This window comes from Micromonospora sp. CNZ295, assembly GCF_004217535.1.
The window spans coordinates 6,072,424-6,088,472 of the sequence record NZ_SHKZ01000001.1 but is presented as its reverse complement, the minus strand read 5'-3'; the positions used below and the strand labels follow the sequence as shown (position 1 = coordinate 6,088,472).

General features: G+C 73.7%; 16 protein-coding genes and 1 tRNA gene. 11 read left to right on the top strand and 6 right to left on the bottom strand.

Translation table 11 applies throughout. The annotated features are described in order from the left end of the window. Nucleotides 1–15: 15 nt before the first annotated feature. Complete coding sequence (aceE, locus tag EV376_RS28300) at nucleotides 16–2,754, bottom strand: pyruvate dehydrogenase (acetyl-transferring), homodimeric type (protein WP_130328164.1); 2,739 nt, start codon at nucleotides 2,752–2,754, stop codon at nucleotides 16–18. A 211-nt stretch (nucleotides 2,755–2,965) separates the two neighbouring features. Between aceE and EV376_RS28295 the strand changes: the two genes are divergently transcribed. Continuing rightward, a complete protein-coding gene (locus tag EV376_RS28295) occupies nucleotides 2,966–3,370 on the top strand; it encodes a YjbQ family protein (RefSeq protein ID WP_130328163.1) in 405 nt (134 codons plus the stop codon). A 154-nt stretch (nucleotides 3,371–3,524) separates the two neighbouring features. Here EV376_RS28295 and EV376_RS28290 read toward each other — a convergent pair whose 3' ends face one another. Further along, nucleotides 3,525–4,112, bottom strand: coding sequence for an NADPH-dependent FMN reductase (locus EV376_RS28290; RefSeq protein ID WP_130328162.1), 588 nt, complete (start codon nucleotides 4,110–4,112; stop codon nucleotides 3,525–3,527). Nucleotides 4,113–4,214: 102 nt separating this feature from the next. Between EV376_RS28290 and EV376_RS28285 the strand changes: the two genes are divergently transcribed. The 6 genes from EV376_RS28285 (at nucleotide 4,215) to EV376_RS28255 (ending at nucleotide 9,646) form a co-directional block, all read left to right on the top strand. After that, the gene (locus EV376_RS28285; protein ID WP_130328161.1) at nucleotides 4,215–4,697 is read left to right on the top strand and encodes a MarR family winged helix-turn-helix transcriptional regulator; all 483 of its coding nucleotides are present in this window, start codon (nucleotides 4,215–4,217) and stop codon (nucleotides 4,695–4,697) included. A gap of 50 nt (nucleotides 4,698–4,747) precedes the next feature. Continuing rightward, a complete protein-coding gene (locus EV376_RS28275; protein ID WP_486482829.1) occupies nucleotides 4,748–7,693 on the top strand; it encodes a transketolase C-terminal domain-containing protein in 2,946 nt (981 codons plus the stop codon). Between the two features lie 110 nt (nucleotides 7,694–7,803). After that, nucleotides 7,804–8,241, top strand: a complete 438-nt coding sequence (locus EV376_RS28270) for a DUF3052 domain-containing protein (protein ID WP_130328160.1) — start codon at nucleotides 7,804–7,806, stop codon at nucleotides 8,239–8,241. A gap of 55 nt (nucleotides 8,242–8,296) precedes the next feature. Further along, on the top strand, nucleotides 8,297–8,764 hold the full coding sequence (locus EV376_RS28265; RefSeq protein WP_130328159.1) for a peroxiredoxin: 468 nt from the start codon (nucleotides 8,297–8,299) through the stop codon (nucleotides 8,762–8,764). Nucleotides 8,765–8,841: 77 nt separating this feature from the next. Next, nucleotides 8,842–8,916: transfer RNA gene (locus EV376_RS28260), tRNA-Val, on the top strand. A 52-nt stretch (nucleotides 8,917–8,968) separates the two neighbouring features. After that, on the top strand, nucleotides 8,969–9,646 hold the full coding sequence (locus EV376_RS28255; RefSeq protein WP_165438135.1) for a DUF1028 domain-containing protein: 678 nt from the start codon (nucleotides 8,969–8,971) through the stop codon (nucleotides 9,644–9,646). A gap of 144 nt (nucleotides 9,647–9,790) precedes the next feature. On the opposite strand, the gene EV376_RS28250 is transcribed toward EV376_RS28255, so the two are convergent. Next, nucleotides 9,791–10,096: a hypothetical protein gene (locus EV376_RS28250; protein ID WP_130328157.1), complete on the bottom strand. Its 306-nt coding sequence runs from the start codon at nucleotides 10,094–10,096 to the stop codon at nucleotides 9,791–9,793. 76 nt (nucleotides 10,097–10,172) lie between these two features. Further along, nucleotides 10,173–11,147: a helix-turn-helix domain-containing protein gene (locus EV376_RS28245; protein ID WP_130328156.1), complete on the bottom strand. Its 975-nt coding sequence runs from the start codon at nucleotides 11,145–11,147 to the stop codon at nucleotides 10,173–10,175. Nucleotides 11,148–11,250: 103 nt separating this feature from the next. Here EV376_RS28245 and EV376_RS28240 point away from each other — a divergent pair, with 103 nt between their 5' ends. From EV376_RS28240 to EV376_RS28225, 4 genes are read left to right on the top strand one after another with little or no spacing between them, the layout of a single operon-like run. Then, a complete protein-coding gene (locus EV376_RS28240; protein WP_130328155.1) occupies nucleotides 11,251–12,384 on the top strand; it encodes a saccharopine dehydrogenase NADP-binding domain-containing protein in 1,134 nt (377 codons plus the stop codon). Beyond that, nucleotides 12,363–12,833: an alpha/beta hydrolase gene (locus tag EV376_RS28235; protein ID WP_165438134.1), complete on the top strand. Its 471-nt coding sequence runs from the start codon at nucleotides 12,363–12,365 to the stop codon at nucleotides 12,831–12,833. The genes EV376_RS28240 and EV376_RS28235 overlap by 22 nt, the downstream gene beginning before the upstream one ends. Before the next feature lie 37 nt (nucleotides 12,834–12,870). Continuing rightward, nucleotides 12,871–13,311, top strand: coding sequence for a HEAT repeat domain-containing protein (locus EV376_RS28230; RefSeq protein WP_130328153.1), 441 nt, complete (start codon nucleotides 12,871–12,873; stop codon nucleotides 13,309–13,311). 16 nt (nucleotides 13,312–13,327) lie between these two features. Further along, nucleotides 13,328–14,125, top strand: coding sequence for an alpha/beta hydrolase (locus EV376_RS28225; protein ID WP_130328152.1), 798 nt, complete (start codon nucleotides 13,328–13,330; stop codon nucleotides 14,123–14,125). An 8-nt stretch (nucleotides 14,126–14,133) separates the two neighbouring features. On the opposite strand, the gene EV376_RS28220 is transcribed toward EV376_RS28225, so the two are convergent. Both EV376_RS28220 and EV376_RS28215 read right to left on the bottom strand, forming a co-directional pair. Then, nucleotides 14,134–15,528: a hypothetical protein gene (locus tag EV376_RS28220; protein ID WP_130328151.1), complete on the bottom strand. Its 1,395-nt coding sequence runs from the start codon at nucleotides 15,526–15,528 to the stop codon at nucleotides 14,134–14,136. Beyond that, nucleotides 15,525–16,037 (bottom strand): SigE family RNA polymerase sigma factor, encoded by a 513-nt coding sequence (locus tag EV376_RS28215; protein ID WP_130328150.1) that lies wholly within the window; start codon nucleotides 16,035–16,037, stop codon nucleotides 15,525–15,527. The genes EV376_RS28220 and EV376_RS28215 overlap by 4 nt, the downstream gene beginning before the upstream one ends. Between the last annotated feature and the right edge of the window lie 12 nt (nucleotides 16,038–16,049).

The following is a 16,049-nucleotide window of genomic DNA, read 5'->3' as shown; positions in this document are numbered from 1 at the left end:
GCTGGACGGTTGTGGTCAGCTGTCGCCGCCGGTCTCGCCGACCGGTGCCGCCGTCACGTCCTCGATGGCGTACTTCTTGGCCGCCTCGGCCGGAACGTTGGCCGGGACCGCGCCGCGGAGAGCGAGCTGCCGCAGCGTCGCGACCACGATCGACTCGGCGTCGACGTGGAAGTGCCGGCGCAGCGCGTGCCGGGTGTCGGACATGCCGAACCCGTCGGTGCCGAGCGAGGTCCAGTCGCCGGGCACCCAGCGCGAGATCAGGTCCGGTACGGCCCGCATCCAGTCGCTGACCGCCACCTTCGGACCCTCGGCGTCGGCCAGCTTCCGCGCGACGTACGGCACCCGCTCCTCACCACCCGGGTTGAGCAGGTTGTGCGCCTCGGCCTCGACCGCGTCGCGGCGCAGCTCCGTCCACGAGGTCACCGACCAGACGTCGGCGGCCACGCCCCAGTCCTGGGCGAGCAGCTCCTGCGCCTTCAGCGCCCACTGCATGCCGGTGCCGGAGGCGAGCACGTTCGCCTTCGGGCCGTCCACCTGGGGCGCCGGAGAGTACCGGTAGATGCCCTTGACCACGCCCTCGACGTCCAGGTCCGCCGGCTCGGCCGGCTGCAGGATCGGCTCGTTGTAGACGGTCAGGTAGTAGAAGATGTTCTCCTGCGCCTCGCCGTACATGCGGTGCAGGCCGCTCTCCACGATGTGCGCGATCTCGAACGCGAACGCCGGGTCGTACGCGACCACCGCCGGGTTGGTGGCGGCGAGCAGGTGCGAGTGCCCGTCCTCGTGCTGGAGGCCCTCGCCGTTGAGCGTGGTCCGCCCGGCGGTGGCGCCGAGCAGGAAGCCGCGGGCCATCTGGTCGGCCGCCGCCCAGAGCCCGTCGCCGGTGCGCTGGAACCCGAACATCGAGTAGAAGATGTACATCGGGATCATCGGCTCGTCGTGCGTGGCGTACGCGCTGCCGGCCGCGGTGAACGAGGCGACCGAGCCGGCCTCGTTGATGCCCTCGTGCAGGATCTGCCCGCCGGTCGCCTCCTTGTACGACAGGAACAGCTCCCGGTCGACCGACGTGTACCGCTGGCCGTGCGGCGAGTAGATCTTCTGCGTCGGGAACAGCGAGTCCATGCCGAACGTGCGCGCCTCGTCGGGGACGATCGGCACCCAGCGCTTGCCGAACTCCTTGTCCTTCATCAGGTCCTTGAGCAGGCGTACGAAGGCCATCGTGGTGGCGACCTTCTGCTTGCCGGACCCGCGCTTGACGTCCGCGAAACGCTCCGGCCCGGGGATGGCGAGGCGCTTGGTGCCGGCCCGCCGGGACGGCAGGTAGCCGCCGAGCTGCCGGCGCCGCTCGTGCAGGTACTGGATCTCGTCGGACTTCTCACCCGGCGTGTAGTACGGCGGCAGGTAGGGGTTCTCCTCCAGCGCCTTGTCCGGGATGTCCAGGTAGAGCCGGTCGCGGAAGGTCTTCAGATCCTCCAGCGTCAGCTTCTTCATCTGGTGGGTCGCGTTGCGGCCCTCGAAGTGCGAGCCGAGCGTCCAGCCCTTGATGGTCTTGGCCAGGATCACCGTCGGCTGGCCGGTGTGCTCCATCGCCGCCTTGTACGCCGCGTAGAGCTTCCGGTAGTCGTGGCCACCCCGCTTGAGGTTCCAGATCTCGTCGTCGGAGAGGTGCTCGACCATCTTGCGGGTACGCGGGTCGCGGCCGAAGAAGTGCTCCCGGACGTACGCCCCGGACTCCGCCTTGTAGGTCTGGTAGTCACCGTCCGGCGTGGTGTTCATCAGGTTGACCAGCGCGCCGTCGGTGTCGGCGGCGAGCAGCGGGTCCCACTCGCGGCCCCAGACCACCTTGATGACGTTCCAGCCGGCGCCCCGGAAGAACGCCTCCAGCTCCTGCATGACCTTGCCGTTGCCGCGGACCGGCCCGTCCAGGCGCTGCAGGTTGCAGTTGATGACGAAGGTGAGGTTGTCCAGCTCCTCGCGGGCGGCCACCCCGATCGCACCGAGCGTCTCCGGCTCGTCCATCTCGCCGTCGCCGAGGAACGCCCAGACGTGCTGGTCGGAGGTGTCCTTGATGCCCCGGTGGTGCAGGTAACGGTTGAACCGCGCCTGGTAGATCGCGTTCAGGCCGCCCAGGCCCATGGAGACGGTGGGGAACTCCCAGAAGTCCGGCATCAGCCGCGGGTGCGGGTACGACGGCAGCCCGCCGCCGGGGTGTGACAGCTCCTGGCGGAACCCGTCGAGCTGGTGCTCGGTGAGCCGGCCCTCGAGGAACGCCCGCGCGTACATGCCGGGCGAGGCGTGCCCCTGGTAGAAGATGTGGTCGCCACCGCCCGGGTGGTCCTTGCCCCGGAAGAAGTGGTTGAAGCCGACCTCGTACAGCGAGGCCGAGCTGGCGAACGTGGAGATGTGCCCGCCGACGCCGATCTCCGGGCGCTGTGCCCGGTGCACCAGCATCGCCGCGTTCCACCGGACGTACGCCCGGATCCGTCGCTCGACGTGCTCGTCGCCCGGGAACCACGGCTCGCGCTCCGGCGGGATCGTGTTGATGTAGTCCGTGGTGGTCAGGGACGGCACCCCGACCTGGCGCTCACGGGCCCGCTCCAGCAGGCGCAGCATGACGTAGCGGGCGCGCTTTGTCCCGCGCTCGTCGATGACACCGTCGAGCGACTCGACCCATTCGCTGGTCTCTTCAGGGTCGATGTCCGGAAGCTGGCTCGGCAGACCGGCGGTGATCACCGGGCGCTTGCGTTCCGTAGCCACAGGCGTTCCCTCGGTTGTGTGTGGGATAGGTCTCTAGCGCCATCCTGCCCCCTCGTGGCACCTGTCGTCACCTCCACCGCCAGCAGACGCGACGCGGGACACAGGTACCGACCAGTAACTTTGCGCAATCGGCGGTCCGGTCGGGCCGGGCTGGGCCGGACGGCGGCGGTCGCCGGTGTGCGGCGGGGCCGGCTGCGGAAGAATGTGAGGTATGCGTACCGAGGTGATCACCGTCCAGACCGGGAGCCGCCCGACCGTGCGGGACATCACCGCCGAGGCCGAGCGGTTCGTCACCGGGGCGGGTGACGGCCTGCTGCACGTCTTCGTGCCGCACGCGACCGCCGGGCTGGCGATCATCGAGACGGGCTCCGGTTCGGACGACGACCTGCTCACCGCGATCGACGAGCTGCTGCCCGCCGACAACCGGTGGCGGCACCGGCACGGTTCGCCCGGCCACGGGCGGGACCACGTGCTGCCGGCGTTCGTGCCCCCGTACGCGACCCTTCCGGTCGTCGACGGGCGGCTCGCGCTCGGGACCTGGCAGTCGGTGTGCCTGGTGGACCCGAACGGCGACAACCCCACCCGCCAGGTCCGCTTCTCGTTCCTGCCCGGCTGAACGCCGGCGGCCGGGGCCGTCCATGACCGTGACGCCGGCCGCCGGGGCCGGTCCATGATCGTGCTGGTTCGCCGACGTAGTGGCCTCGGCCGCGACCCGCGAACGAGGCCACTACATCGCACACCGAGCGTGATCTCCCGCGCCGGGGACGGGCTCAGGCGGCGGCCGCGGCGAGCTGGGTGATGCGGATGCGGGTGACCAGTGCGTCGAGCAGACCGCGCAGCAGCACCTCGGTCGTCTCGTCCTTGACGGTGCCGTCCGGGTCGAGCTTCTCGTGGGCGTTGGTCACGATGATCTCCGGCTTGCCGATCACCGCGGAGTCGGTCCAGAGGAAGAGCTGCCGGAGCTGGAGCTGGGCCCGGACGGTGCCCATGCCGGTCGGGGCGGCTCCCATGATGGCCACCGGCTTGTGGGCCAGCGGCGACACCCAGGTGGTGATCGGGAAGGTCGGGCGGGAGGCCCAGTCGAGCGCGTTCTTGAGCACGCCGGGCACGCCGTAGTTGTACTCGGGTGTGGCGATCAGCAGCGCGTCCGCCGCGGCGATGCGCTCGCGCAGGTCGACGACGGACGCGGGCGGCTCCGGCTCGGTGTCCTCGCTGAACGGCGGGATCGCGGCGAGGCCCTCGTACCGGTCGATGGCGAGGCCGGCCGGGGCGAGGTGCTGCGCCGCCCGGATCAGGGCCGTGTTGAGGGACGCGTCGCGCAGGCTGCCGGAGAGAGCGAGGACCGAGAAGTCGGACATCGTTGACCTTTCTGACTCGGGGCGTGGGCTCACCGAGCGTGATGCGTGAGCTGATAAACAGCTGAGCAGACCAACTATGGAGCCGCGAGTAGAATGTGAGACATGGCGCAGAGCACCGTCCCGTCGACCGGCCCCGAGACGGCCGGCCGCTCCCGGCTGGCCGGAGACGCGGTGCGCAGGATCATGCACATCGCCTCGGCCATCCGGCACTACCAGGATCTGGACATCGCCGAGCTGGGGCTCACCCCGGCGGCGGCCCGGGCCCTCCATGAACTCGATCCGGATCGTCCGCTGCCCGCCCGTGACCTCGCCGAGCAGCTGCGGTGCGACCGCTCCAACGTCACCGCGCTGGTGGACAAGCTGGAGCAGGCGGGTCTGGTCGAGCGCCGGGTCGATCCCGCCGACCGGCGGCAGAAGACCCTCGTGGTGACGGAGGCCGGGCGGCACGTCCGGTCCCGCGTCCACCAGGTGATGTCCGACTCCCGCCTCCTCTGCGGGCTCACCGACGACGAGCTCGCCACCTTGCGCGACCTGGTGTTCAAGGTGTCCGATGGCGGCTGCCCGGAGGCCTGTGGGGACGAGTAGTCCCGACGCGTCGATCGTGTCCCGGTGGGCGACGCGGGCCCCGGTCGGTAATGCTGTCCCACGTGACCACCCCGCAGGATCTTGACGAACGGCTCCGCGAGGCACTGGGAGCGCTGACCGCCGCCGAGCACCGGCGGGACCCCTCCCGGCCCGTCACGGACGACGTGTCACTGAGCGGCGCGCAGGCGCTGGAGCTGTTCGACGCGCAGGTCGTCAGCCGCCAGCTCGACCTGGCCGGCCGGTGGCTGCGCGGCTTCGGCGAAGGGTTCTACACGATCGGCTCGGCCGGTCACGAGGGCAACGCCGCCGTCGCCGCCGCCCTGCGGCCGACCGACCCGGCCCTGCTGCACTACCGCTCGGGCGCCTTCTACTGTGTCCGCTCCGCCCAGGCGGCCCACGCCGCCCGGCCGGCCGGCGCGGAGGCGGCGCCGGCGGGGTCGGGTGGCCGGCGAGCCGTCCCGGCGCCGCGGAGCGGTGGCGGCGCGGGCCGGCCCCTCGCGGTACCGGTCGGTCCGCTGGCCGGCGGCGTGCCGGCCGGCGCCGGTGCCGCGGCCGGCCGGCCGGCCGCCGATCCGGTCGACGGGGAGGCCGCTGCCGATCCGGCCGGGAGCACGCCCGGTCCGGGCGACGCCCGGGGCCCGGGCGACGGCGTCGCTCCTCCGGGCGACGACGCAACCGACCAGCACGGCGACCCTGCCGGCTCGGACGGTCCTGCTGGCCCGGGTGGTCCTGCCGGCTCGGGTGGTCCTGCTGGCTCGGATGGTCCTGCCGGCTCGGACCGTTCCGCCGGCCCGGACGGCTCTGCCAGCCCGGGCGCGGGCACCGTCGACGAGCGGCCCGCCGACGCGGTCGACGACCGCGCCGCGGGCCGGGCGGACGCCCGGGTGGACGACCGTTCCGCCGGCCCGGTGGACGGTGGTTCCCCGGGGCCGTCCGACGCGGATGCCCCGGCTGGGCAACCGCCGCGGCCCGCCGTCGACGACGGGCCGGGAGCCGCCACCGTCGCCGCCGGGCCGGTCGCGGAGCGACCCCTCGCCCCCGGGTACGCCGAGGCGGCCCGCGACGTGCTGCGCGGCATGGTCGCCTCAGCGCGGGAACCGATCGCCGGCGGGCGGCACAAGGTCTTCGGCCGGGCCGACCTAGCCGTCGTGCCCACCACCTCCACCATCGCCTCGCACCTGCCCCGCGCGGTCGGCCTGGGACTGGCCGTGGAGCGGCTGCGGCGGCTCGACGGGACGGGCCGGCGATCCCCGGCCGGCGCCGGAGCACCCCGAGCGCCGTGGCCGCCGGACGCGATCGTCGTCTGCTCCTTCGGGGACGCGTCGGTCAACCACGCCAGCGCGACCGCCGCCCTCAACACGGCCGGTTGGTACGACCACACCGGGCTGCGCCTGCCCGTCCTGTTCGTCTGCGAGGACAACGGCCTCGGCATCAGCGTCCGCTCGCCCGAGGGCTGGGTGGCGGCGACCCTGCGCGCCAAGCCGGGGATCCGGTACTTCGCCGCCGACGGGAGCGACCTGCCCGGGGCGTACGCGGTGGCGACCGAGGCGGCGGCCTGGGTGCGCCGGCACCGGCGCCCCGCGGTGCTGCACCTGTCGACGGTCCGGCTGATGGGGCACGCCGGCGCGGACGCCGAGACCGCGTACCGCAGCGGCGCCGAGATCGCCGCCGACCTGGAGCGGGATCCGCTGCTGGCCACCGCGCGGCTGCTGGTCGGTGCGGGCGTCGTCACCGGCGCGGAACTGCTCGCCCGGTACGACGGGATCGGCTGGCAGGTCCGCCGGATCGCCGAGGAGGTGCTGGACGAGCCGAAGCTGGCCGACCCGGCCGAAGTGGTGGCCGCGCTGGCGCCGCGCCGGCCGGCGCGGGTGGCCCGGGCGGTGGCCGACGCGGCGGTCCGGGCGGCCGGTCCGGGCGCGGCCGCCCGTGCCGAGGCGTTCGGCGGGAAGCTGCCCGAGCTGGCCGGCCCGCTCACCCTCGCGCAGAGCATCAACGCCGCCCTCGCCGACGGCCTGCTCAATCACCCGCAGATGGCCGTGTTCGGCGAGGACGTCGGCGCCAAGGGCGGGGTGTACGGGGTGACGAAGGGGCTGCGCGAGCGGTTCGGTGCCGCCCGCGTGTTCGACACCCTGCTCGACGAGACGTCGATCCTGGGACTCGGCCTGGGCGCCGGGCTGGCCGGACTGCTGCCCGTCCCGGAGATCCAGTACCTGGCTTACCTGCACAACGCCGAGGACCAGTTGCGCGGCGAGGCGGCCACCATGCAGTTCTTCTCCCGCGGGGCCTACCGCAACCCGATGGTGGTCCGGATCGCCGGCCTCGCGTACCAGGAGGGGTTCGGCGGGCACTTCCACAACGACAACTCGGTGGCCGTACTCCGGGACATCCCCGGCCTGGTGGTCGCGGTGCCGGCGCGGCCGGACGACGCCGCGTCCCTGCTGCGGACCTGCCTGGCCAGCGCGGCGGTCGACGGCAGCGTCTGCGTGTTCCTGGAGCCGATCGCGCTCTACCACACCCGCGACCTGCACACGGAGGGCGACGGGGAGTGGCTCGCCGGGTACGCGGGGCCGGGCGACTGGCCCGGCGCCCACGTGCCGGTCGGCCGGGCCCGTAGCTACGGCGTCGGCTCCGCCGAGGACATCACGATCATCACCTTCGGTAACGGGGTGCGGCTGTCCCTGCGCGCCGCCGAGACGCTCGCCGCCGAGGGCGTCGGCAGCCGGGTGGTGGACCTGCGCTGGCTGGCGCCGCTGCCGGTCGCCGACCTCATCCGGGAGGCCACGGCGACCGGGCGGGTGCTGGTCGTGGACGAGACGCGGCGGTCCGGCGGAGTCGGTGAGGGGATCATCGCCGCTTTGGTCGATGCCGGATATGTCGGTGCGGCGCGGCGGGTGGCCGCAGTTGACTCGTTTGTACCATTAGGTCCGGCTGCCCGACAGGTTCTGGTCTCCGAGGATGCCATTACCCAGGGTGCCCGCACGCTCCTGGCACGGTAAATTCCGTTCCACCCGGTGCGCCACTTGCGCGGCGAGCCGCAAGTGTGTGGACTTGGCCCACGGCGTCGGACGACGCCGCGAGCAGGGATGAGATGAGGAGGCACGCGACAGTGAGCGCGACCGCTGGTCAGGCCGCCGACGGGGTACGCAGCCTGGCGGACCGGTTCGGGATCGAACCGGGGATGGTCGTCATGGAGATGGGGTACGACGACGACGTCGACCAGGATCTCCGCGACGCCCTGACCGACCGCTGTGGGGAGCTGGTCGACGAGGACACCGACGAAGTGGTCGACGCGGTGCTGGTGTGGTACCGGGACGGTGACGGTGACCTCTTCGAGCTGCTCGTCGACGCCCTCGGCCCGCTCGCGGACAACGGTGTGGTGTGGCTGCTCACGCCCAAGGCCGGGCGCGAGGGGCACGTCGAGCCCAGCGAGATCGCCGAGTCCGCGCCGACCGCCGGTCTCCAGCAGACCTCCACGATCAACGCCGGCCGGGACTGGAGCGGAGCGCGGCTGGTGCTGCGCCGAGGGTCGAAGAGCAAGAAGTAACTCGGGGTGTGGCACGCTCGTCGTGACGTCGACCCGACCCGCGAGGAGTTCACCCATGCCCATCGAGGTTGGCGCCGAGGCGCCGGACTTCGTGCTCAAGGACCAGAACAACCAGGAGGTCAGACTCTCCGACTTCCGCGGTCGGCGCACCGTGCTGCTGGTCTTCTACCCGCTCGCGTTCACCGGCATCTGCCAGGGCGAACTGTGCGAGGTGCGGGACAACCTGAACGAGTACGTCAACGACGACGTCCAGGTGCTCACGGTCAGCGTCGACTCGGTGTACGCGCACAAGATCTGGGCCGACCGGGAGGGCTTCCAGTTCCCGCTCCTGGCGGACTTCTGGCCGCACGGCGCGGTCGCCCAGGCGTACGGCGTCTTCAATGACGTCGTCGGCATCGCCAACCGGGGCACCTTCGTCATCGACCGGGCGGGCGTGGTCCGTTTCGCCGAGATGAACATGCCGGGGGAGCCCCGCGACCAGCAGGGCTGGCGCAAGGCGCTCGCCGAGGCGGCCGCTGGCTGACACCTGGTCCGGCCGTGCGGCGTGGCCGGGGATCGGCAGGGTAAGCTTGCCAACTCCGGCCCGCCGTACGGGTGTCCGGGCGCGTAGCTCAGTGGGAGAGCACTCGCCTTACAAGCGAGGGGTCGCAGGTTCGAAACCTGCCGCGCCCACCATTCACCACCAGCCCCCGGGCATGTCGGGGCGGGCGTCCGGGTACTGCCGGGCGTGACCTTCTCGATCGCCGCACGGTGTCCGCGTACCAACCAGCTCGGGGTGGGCGCCCTGACGGCCCGGCCCGCGGTCGGCAAGCTGGTCGCGCACGTCCACGCCGGCGGCGGCGCGGTGGCGACCCAGGCCACCGTCAACCCGTTCCTGGCCTACGACGGGCTGCCGATGCTCGCCGCGGGCCGCTCGCCGCAGGACGTCCTGGCCGAGCTGCTGGCCCGGGACCCGGGTCGGGAGGTGCGGCAGGTCGGCATGGTCGACCGGCAGGGCCGCTCGCACGCCTTCACCGGCTTTCGTACGAAGGGCTGGGCGGGGCACCTCACCGGGCCGGGGTACGCGGTGCAGGGCAACCGGGTGGTGGGCCCGGAGACACTCGCGGAGATCATCCGGGTGTTCCAGGAGAGCCGGGAACTCGACCTGGCGGAGCGGCTCGTGCTGGCCGTCGAGGCCGGGGAGGCGACCGGCGGTGACCGGCACGGCGCACGGTCGGCGACGGTGACGGTGGTCGGCGATCAGCCGTACCCGATTTGGGACGTGCGGGTCGACGACGCCGCGCATCCGGTGCGGGAGCTGCGCCGGCTGCACGGCGTCTTCCGGCAGGAAGTGCTGCCGACCATCCAACAGCTGCCCACGCGCGACGACCCCATGGGCGAGGCCGCTCGCCGGGCGATCGGGTGACCCGGACTGCTCAATCCTCGGTTGCCGCTGGGAGAGTCGTCACGATCGCCGTGGCCAGGGAGGTCGCCTTCTCCTGGGCCATGGCGGTGACCTGGGAGGCACTGTTGAGTTCGCGTGGCGCGAAAGTGAGCGCCTCGATGCTGATCAGCAGCCGGCCGTGCGCGAGATCAGCCGCGCGTCGCCGGGCAGGTACGTCATCCCGCCTGCTGTCTGCGGGTCCACCCGGCTCACCGTCGCCGTGGTCAGCCGTGCGCTCGTCGACTCGATGGTCACCGAGCGTGCGCCCCACCGGGCGGTCGCCATGCCGGTGTTGAGGCGGAACGCACCACTGGGGCAGCCTGCGGTGCGCGCCTCGCCGGCAGCCGTGCGGGCCGCGGAGGCATTGGGCAGGCCGATCACCGTGACGTCCAGGAGGGTCGTCGGGCGCTGGATGCTGAGGAAGGACGACACGGAGTTGACCTCGAGGCCGGCGCCCCACTCTTGCCGAAGGATGTCGATTGGCCGTCCGCCGGACGTGGCGGAATCGCTAACTTTCGTCGGCGGATCTGTCCCGTGGCCGGGTCGGGCCGCTGCGGAAGGTGCGGCGGTAGGCGTCCGGCGCCACCCCCACGGTGCGGCCGAAGTGCCGGCGCAGCGTGGTGGCGGTCCCCATGCCGGCGGCCTGTGCGATGGCGTCGATGCTGTCGTCGGTGTTCTCCAGCAGCTCCTGGGCCCGGCGGATCCGCTGCGTGGACAGCCACTGCAGCGGGGTGGTGCCGGTTGCCGACCTGAAGTGCCGGGTCAGGTGGCGCGAGCTCAGGTTCGCCTGGCGGGCCAGGTCCGCCACGGTCAGCGGACGGTCCAGCCGTTTCATCGCCCAGGGGAGCAGGTCGGCGAGGGGGTGGTCGTCGCGGGCGGGCACCGGGGTGGTGACGAACTGGGCCTGCCCGCCGGCGCGGTGCGGCGGCACGACCAGGCGGCGGGCGACGGCGTTGGCGACCGTCGACCCGTGGTCGCGGCGGATCAGGTGCAGGCACAGGTCGATCGCGGCGGCCTTGCCCGCGGAGGCGAGCACGGTGCCGTTGTCGACGTAGAGCACGTCCGGGTCGACGGTCACCCGGGGATAGCGGGCCGCCAGCGCCTCGGTGTGGGCCCAGTGTGTGGTCGCCCGCAGCCCGTCCAGCACCCCGGCCTCGGCCAGCACGAACGCACCGGTGCACAGCGAGACCAACCGGGCGCCCGCCTGGTGGGCGGCGCGGACGGCGGCGACCAGGTCGGGTGGCACGTCCGCGTCGACGTCCGCCACGGACGGGACGAGCACGGTGTCGGCGCGGGCGAGCCGCTCCAGCCCGTCGTCGGGATCGACGCGGAAACGGCCCATCCGGACCGGGCCCGGGCCGCACACCACGAGGTCGTACCACGGGTCGGCCAGCCCGGACGGGTCGCGGACGAAGACCTCGCAGGCCATGGCGAACTCGAAGTGCAGCATCCCGTCGGTGGCGGCGATCGCGACAGTGGCCATGTCTGAAACTGTACGGGACGTGGCGTTCCAGACACTGGTCGGGGCCGGCCGCCGCCGGGAGGATTCACTCAGTCGATCTTTCAGGCGAACGGGAGGAACCGCGATGGGAGCGGGACAGCCGGTGGCGGTGTTCGGTGCGTACGGACACACCGGGCGGTTCGTGGTGACGGAGCTGCGTGAGCGCGGGTTCGTCCCGCTGCTCCTCGGCCGCGACGCCGACAGGCTCCAGGCGCTGGCGGCGTCGCATCCGGGGCTCGAGTACCGGGTGGCGTCGGTCGACGACCCGGCCGCACTCGACCGGGCGTTGCGGGAGGCGGCCGCGGTCGTCAACTGCGCCGGCCCGTTCGCCTCGACCGCCGCCCCGGTGATCGAGGCCGCCCTGCGCGCCGGGATCCCGTACGTGGACGTGGCGGCCGAGATCGAGGCCAACGTCGACACGTTCACGCGGTTCACCGACCGCGCCCGGGCCGCGGGTGTCGCGGTGGTCCCGGCGATGGCCTTCTTCGGCGGGCTCGGTGACCTGCTGGTCACCACGGCGATGGGCGACTGGGCGACAGCCGACGAGGCCCACGTCGCGTACGGACTGAGCAGTTGGCACCCCACGGCCGGGACCCTGGCCTCCGGCACCGTCTCGCGGGAACGGCGCGCGGGCCGGCGGGTCCGCTACACCGGCGGCCGACTGGAGTACTGCGGGGGCGACCTGCCGACCCTGGAATGGGAGTTCCCCGCTCCGGTCGGCACCCGGACCGTCCTCGGCGAGTTCACGATGGCCGATGTCGTCACCGTCCCCAGCCACCTGTCCATCCCGGAGGTGCGCACGTACATGACGACCGACGCGGCCCGGGACCTGGCCGCCCCCGGCACGCCCGCACCGGTCGCGGCCGACGAGCGCGGGCGGTCCGAGCAGACGTTCCTGGTCGACGTCGTCGTGCGTTCCGGCGACACGCGGCGGCGCGTCGTCGCCCGCGGCCAGGACATCTACGCCATCAGCGCACCGCTGGCGGTCGAAGCGGTCCGTCGTGTTCTCGACGGCCGGGTCAGGACGAGCGGCGTCGCCTCCGCCGGGGAGATGTTCGACGCAGCCGACTTCCTCCGGGCCCTGTCCGCGCACCTCTCGCTCGACCCGTGCCAAGAGTCCCGCGTACCGCAGTTCGCCGCGAGGCGACCTGGCCGGCGCAGCTCGACGACGTACGGGCGGGGGCGCGGGCCGCGCGGGTGCCCGGCCTGCCGTTCCTGATCGCCGGTGATTCCGCCGGCGCCCACCTCGCGCTGCACGTCGGGCTCCGCGGGGTGGACGTGCCCGGTGACGTGACCGGGGTGGTCGCCCTGGAGCCGCCGGTCGACCCGCTCGCTGCGGACTGGCCGCGCGGCCGGAGCGAGGGGAACCCCTGGCACCAACTGCTCGGGCACCTGCCGGCGTCGGCCGACCCGGCCACCCTCGACTGCACCGTCACCACGCACGTCGGCAACGGTGTAGCGGTGCTGCTCGCGCACGGGCTCGACGACGCGGCGGTCCCGGCCACGCAGTCCCTCGACCTCGCCACCGCTCTGATCGGCGCCGGGCACCGGGTGCATGTGACGGTGACCGACGGCGAGCACGGCGCCCTGGATCTGCGCCGGCCCGACCTGGCCGAGGCCATACGCCGGTTCCTCATCCAGGTCACCACGACCGCGCCGGCCGGGTGACCCACCCGACGTCACCGGTGGTGCGCATACTCACGACATGGCGGCGCGCGTACCCAGGCTGACTCCCCGGCGGCGGGCGGAGGCAGAGGCGGCGCGGCGAGGCCGCGCTGAGCTGGTGGCCGGCTGCCGCCGGCTCGTCGAGGGGCGCGACGTCGACGACGGCCTGGTAACGGTGCTCGGTGGTCCGCACGCCCGGCACGTCCTGGTGGGCGGACCGCGCCCGGACCAGGAGCACTGGCTGCGGGTGTGGGGGCTGCGCGGGCTGCTCTGGGTGTGGGACGACGCGGCGCGGGACGCGGTGCTCACGGCTCTGCGCGACCCGGCTTGGCGAGTGCGTGAGATGGCGGTCAAGGTGGTCGCCCGGCATCACCTGGGCGACGCGTTCCCCCTGGTGGTCGCCTTCGGGGAGGACCCGTCGGCGCGGGTCCGCACCGCCGCGACCCGCGCGGTCATCGCGCTCACTCGGGCGGCGGCGTGAGGGCGGGGAGCGGGTCGTGAGCTACGCCGAGGTCGACGGGCGACAGATCTGGTACGAGCGGCACGGCGCCGGCCGCCCGGTGGTGCTGCTGCACGGCGGCTTCGGGTCGACGGAGACGTTCGGCCCGCTCCTGCCGGCGCTGGCGGCGCGCCGGCAGGTGATCGCGGTTGACCTCCAGGGCCACGGCCGCACCCCGGACGTCGACCGGCCGCTGCGGTACGAGTCACTGGCCGACGACGTCGCCGCGCTCGCCGCCCAGCTCGGCCTGGCCGAGGTGGACGTGCTCGGGTACTCGCTGGGCGGTGGGGTGGCGCTGCGTACCGCGATCCAGCATCCCGGGCTGGTGGGCCGGCTGGTGGTGGTCTCCGCGCCGTGCCGCCGGCGGGGCTGGTACCCGGAGGTGCTCACCGCGATGGCCGAGCAGGACGAGGCGGCCGGCGAGCGGATGCGGGGCACACCGGTGCACCAGCGCTACGCCCGGGTCGCGCCCCGCCCGGCGGACTGGCCCCGGTTGTGGGCGAGCTCCGGTGAGCTGCTGCGCCGCGAGTACGACTGGTCCGCCGAGGTGGCCGCCCTGACCCTGCCCGTCCTGCTGGTGTTCGCCGACGCGGACTCGGTGACCACCGCCCACGCGGTGGAGTTCTTCGGGCTGCTCGGCGGCGGGCACCGGGACGCCGGCTGGGACGGCACCGGGCGGCCGGCCGCGCGGCTGGCGGTGCTGCCCGGCCTCACCCACCACGACATCCTCGCGTCGCCGGCGCTGCCGGCGGCGGTGCTGCCGTTCCTCACCCACCCCGCCCGGCCACCGGGCTGACCCGCCGGTCAACCCGCCGGGCCGCGGATCCGCCGCACCCGCCGGTCGTCCCACCACAGGACGATCGCCGTCCGGCTCGGGTACGCCACGACCGTGCCGAGCACCACCGCGATGAGCGCGGTCCAGTACCAGAACCGGGCACCGACCCCACCCGGCGGATCGGCCACCCGGGTGCGGCCGGCCCGGATCACGTCGTCGGCGACGTCGATGGAGACCACCTGCGCCGGGGCGGTGAGCAGGGTGGCCGGCGCGGCGGCGCCCACGGTCAGCGACAGCACCCGGACGGTGCCGATCAGCCCGTACGGCTCGCGGTGGTCGTTCGGCCAGGGCCGGGTCATCGCCGCGGACCCGGGCGGGTGCGGCAGGTACGCCACCACCCACGCCGCCCCGGACGCCGTCCAGCCCAGGAGTTGGATGCCGACCACGCCCTCGACCGCGGGCGTCCCCAACTCGCCCAGGTCCCGTCCGGTGGCGGGGTCGACGCGGCGCAGCGTCCACGTCTCGTCGGTCTTCTGGGCGACGGTGAGCGACCGTCCGTCCGGAGCCCAGGCGCCCTTGCCCGCGAGGTGGGTGTCCGGGGCGAGCGGGAACGTCGCCAGCCGCTGTCCGTCGGGAGCAGCGACCATGACCACGCCGCCCGCCTGCCAGGCCAGCCGGTCGCCGGTGGGCGCGAAGGCCACCACCGACCCGGGCACCATGCTGTCCGGCGTCTCGGCGAGTCGGACCGGCGGGCCGCCGTCGACCCGGATCAGGCTGAGCGTCCGCCGGTGCGCGCTGCGTTGCGGGTCGGTCGGGACCGTGTCCCGGACGACCAGCGACGAACCGTCCGGCGACCATGCGGCGGGCTCGGTGCCGGTGGTGCCCGGCACCCCGCTGCGGACGTCTCGGGTCGTTCCGGTGACGAGATCGACGATCACGACCCGTGGCTCCTCCTCGGCCGGGTCGTGCGCTATCCACCGGCCGTCGGGGGAGAGGACCACGTCCGTCCCGGCGGTCATCTCCCAGCCTCCCCGGATGATCCGGTAGGTGTCCGAGTCGGTGTCGACGATCGTGATGATGCTGCCTTCGTCGTCGTAGGTCAGCCGGCCCGCCTCCCCGGTGAAGACCACCGACGCGGCGCCGATCCGGGGGCGGTCGGTGGCGTGCCGGTTGCCGATCGGCGGCAGGCCGATCCGGTCCGGCAGCGCGCCGGCCGCCGCGGTGGCGGCGGGGCCCGCGGGCGAGGTGCCGGTGGCCGGCAGGGCGAGCCCGGCGAGCGCGACCAGCACCAGGGTGGCGGCGGCCGCCGTGACCCGGCGCCGCCGGCCGCGCCGGGCCGTGGCCAGCAGCGCGCGCTCCGCCAGGTCGTACGCGGGCACCTCCGCCGCCGCGGCGCGGAGCACCTCGCGGAGCCGGGCGGTCATCGGCTGCTCCTCTCCGGCGCCGGGTCGACCAGTTCGGGGGCCAGGGCCCGCAGCCGGCGCAGTGCGTCGTGCCCGTGCCGCTTGACGGTCCCCACGGAACAGCGGAGCACCGTGGCGACCTGCGCCTCGGTCAGGTCCTCGTAGAACCGCAGCACGACCACGGCCCGCTGGCGCGGGGTCAGCTGCCGCAGCGCGGCGGCCAGGGTCAGCCGCAGCGCGGTGGCGTCGCCGTGGTCCGGCTGGCCGCCGCCGGCCCGCTCGGCGGGCTCGGCCACCAGCCGTTCCGTCAGTCTGCGCCGCCGCCACCAGGAGACCTGCTGGTGGTACATGACCCGGCGGACGTACGCCTCCGGGTCGCCGTCGCGGATCCGCCGCCAGTGCCGGTAGGTCCGCGCCAGCGCGCCCTGTAACAGGTCCTCGGCGAGCTGGTGGTCGCCGGTGAGCAGGTAGGCGGTCCGGGACAGTGCCGGCGAGCGGTGCACCACGAAGTCGTGGAACGTCTCGGTCATCGCCACCCCCTC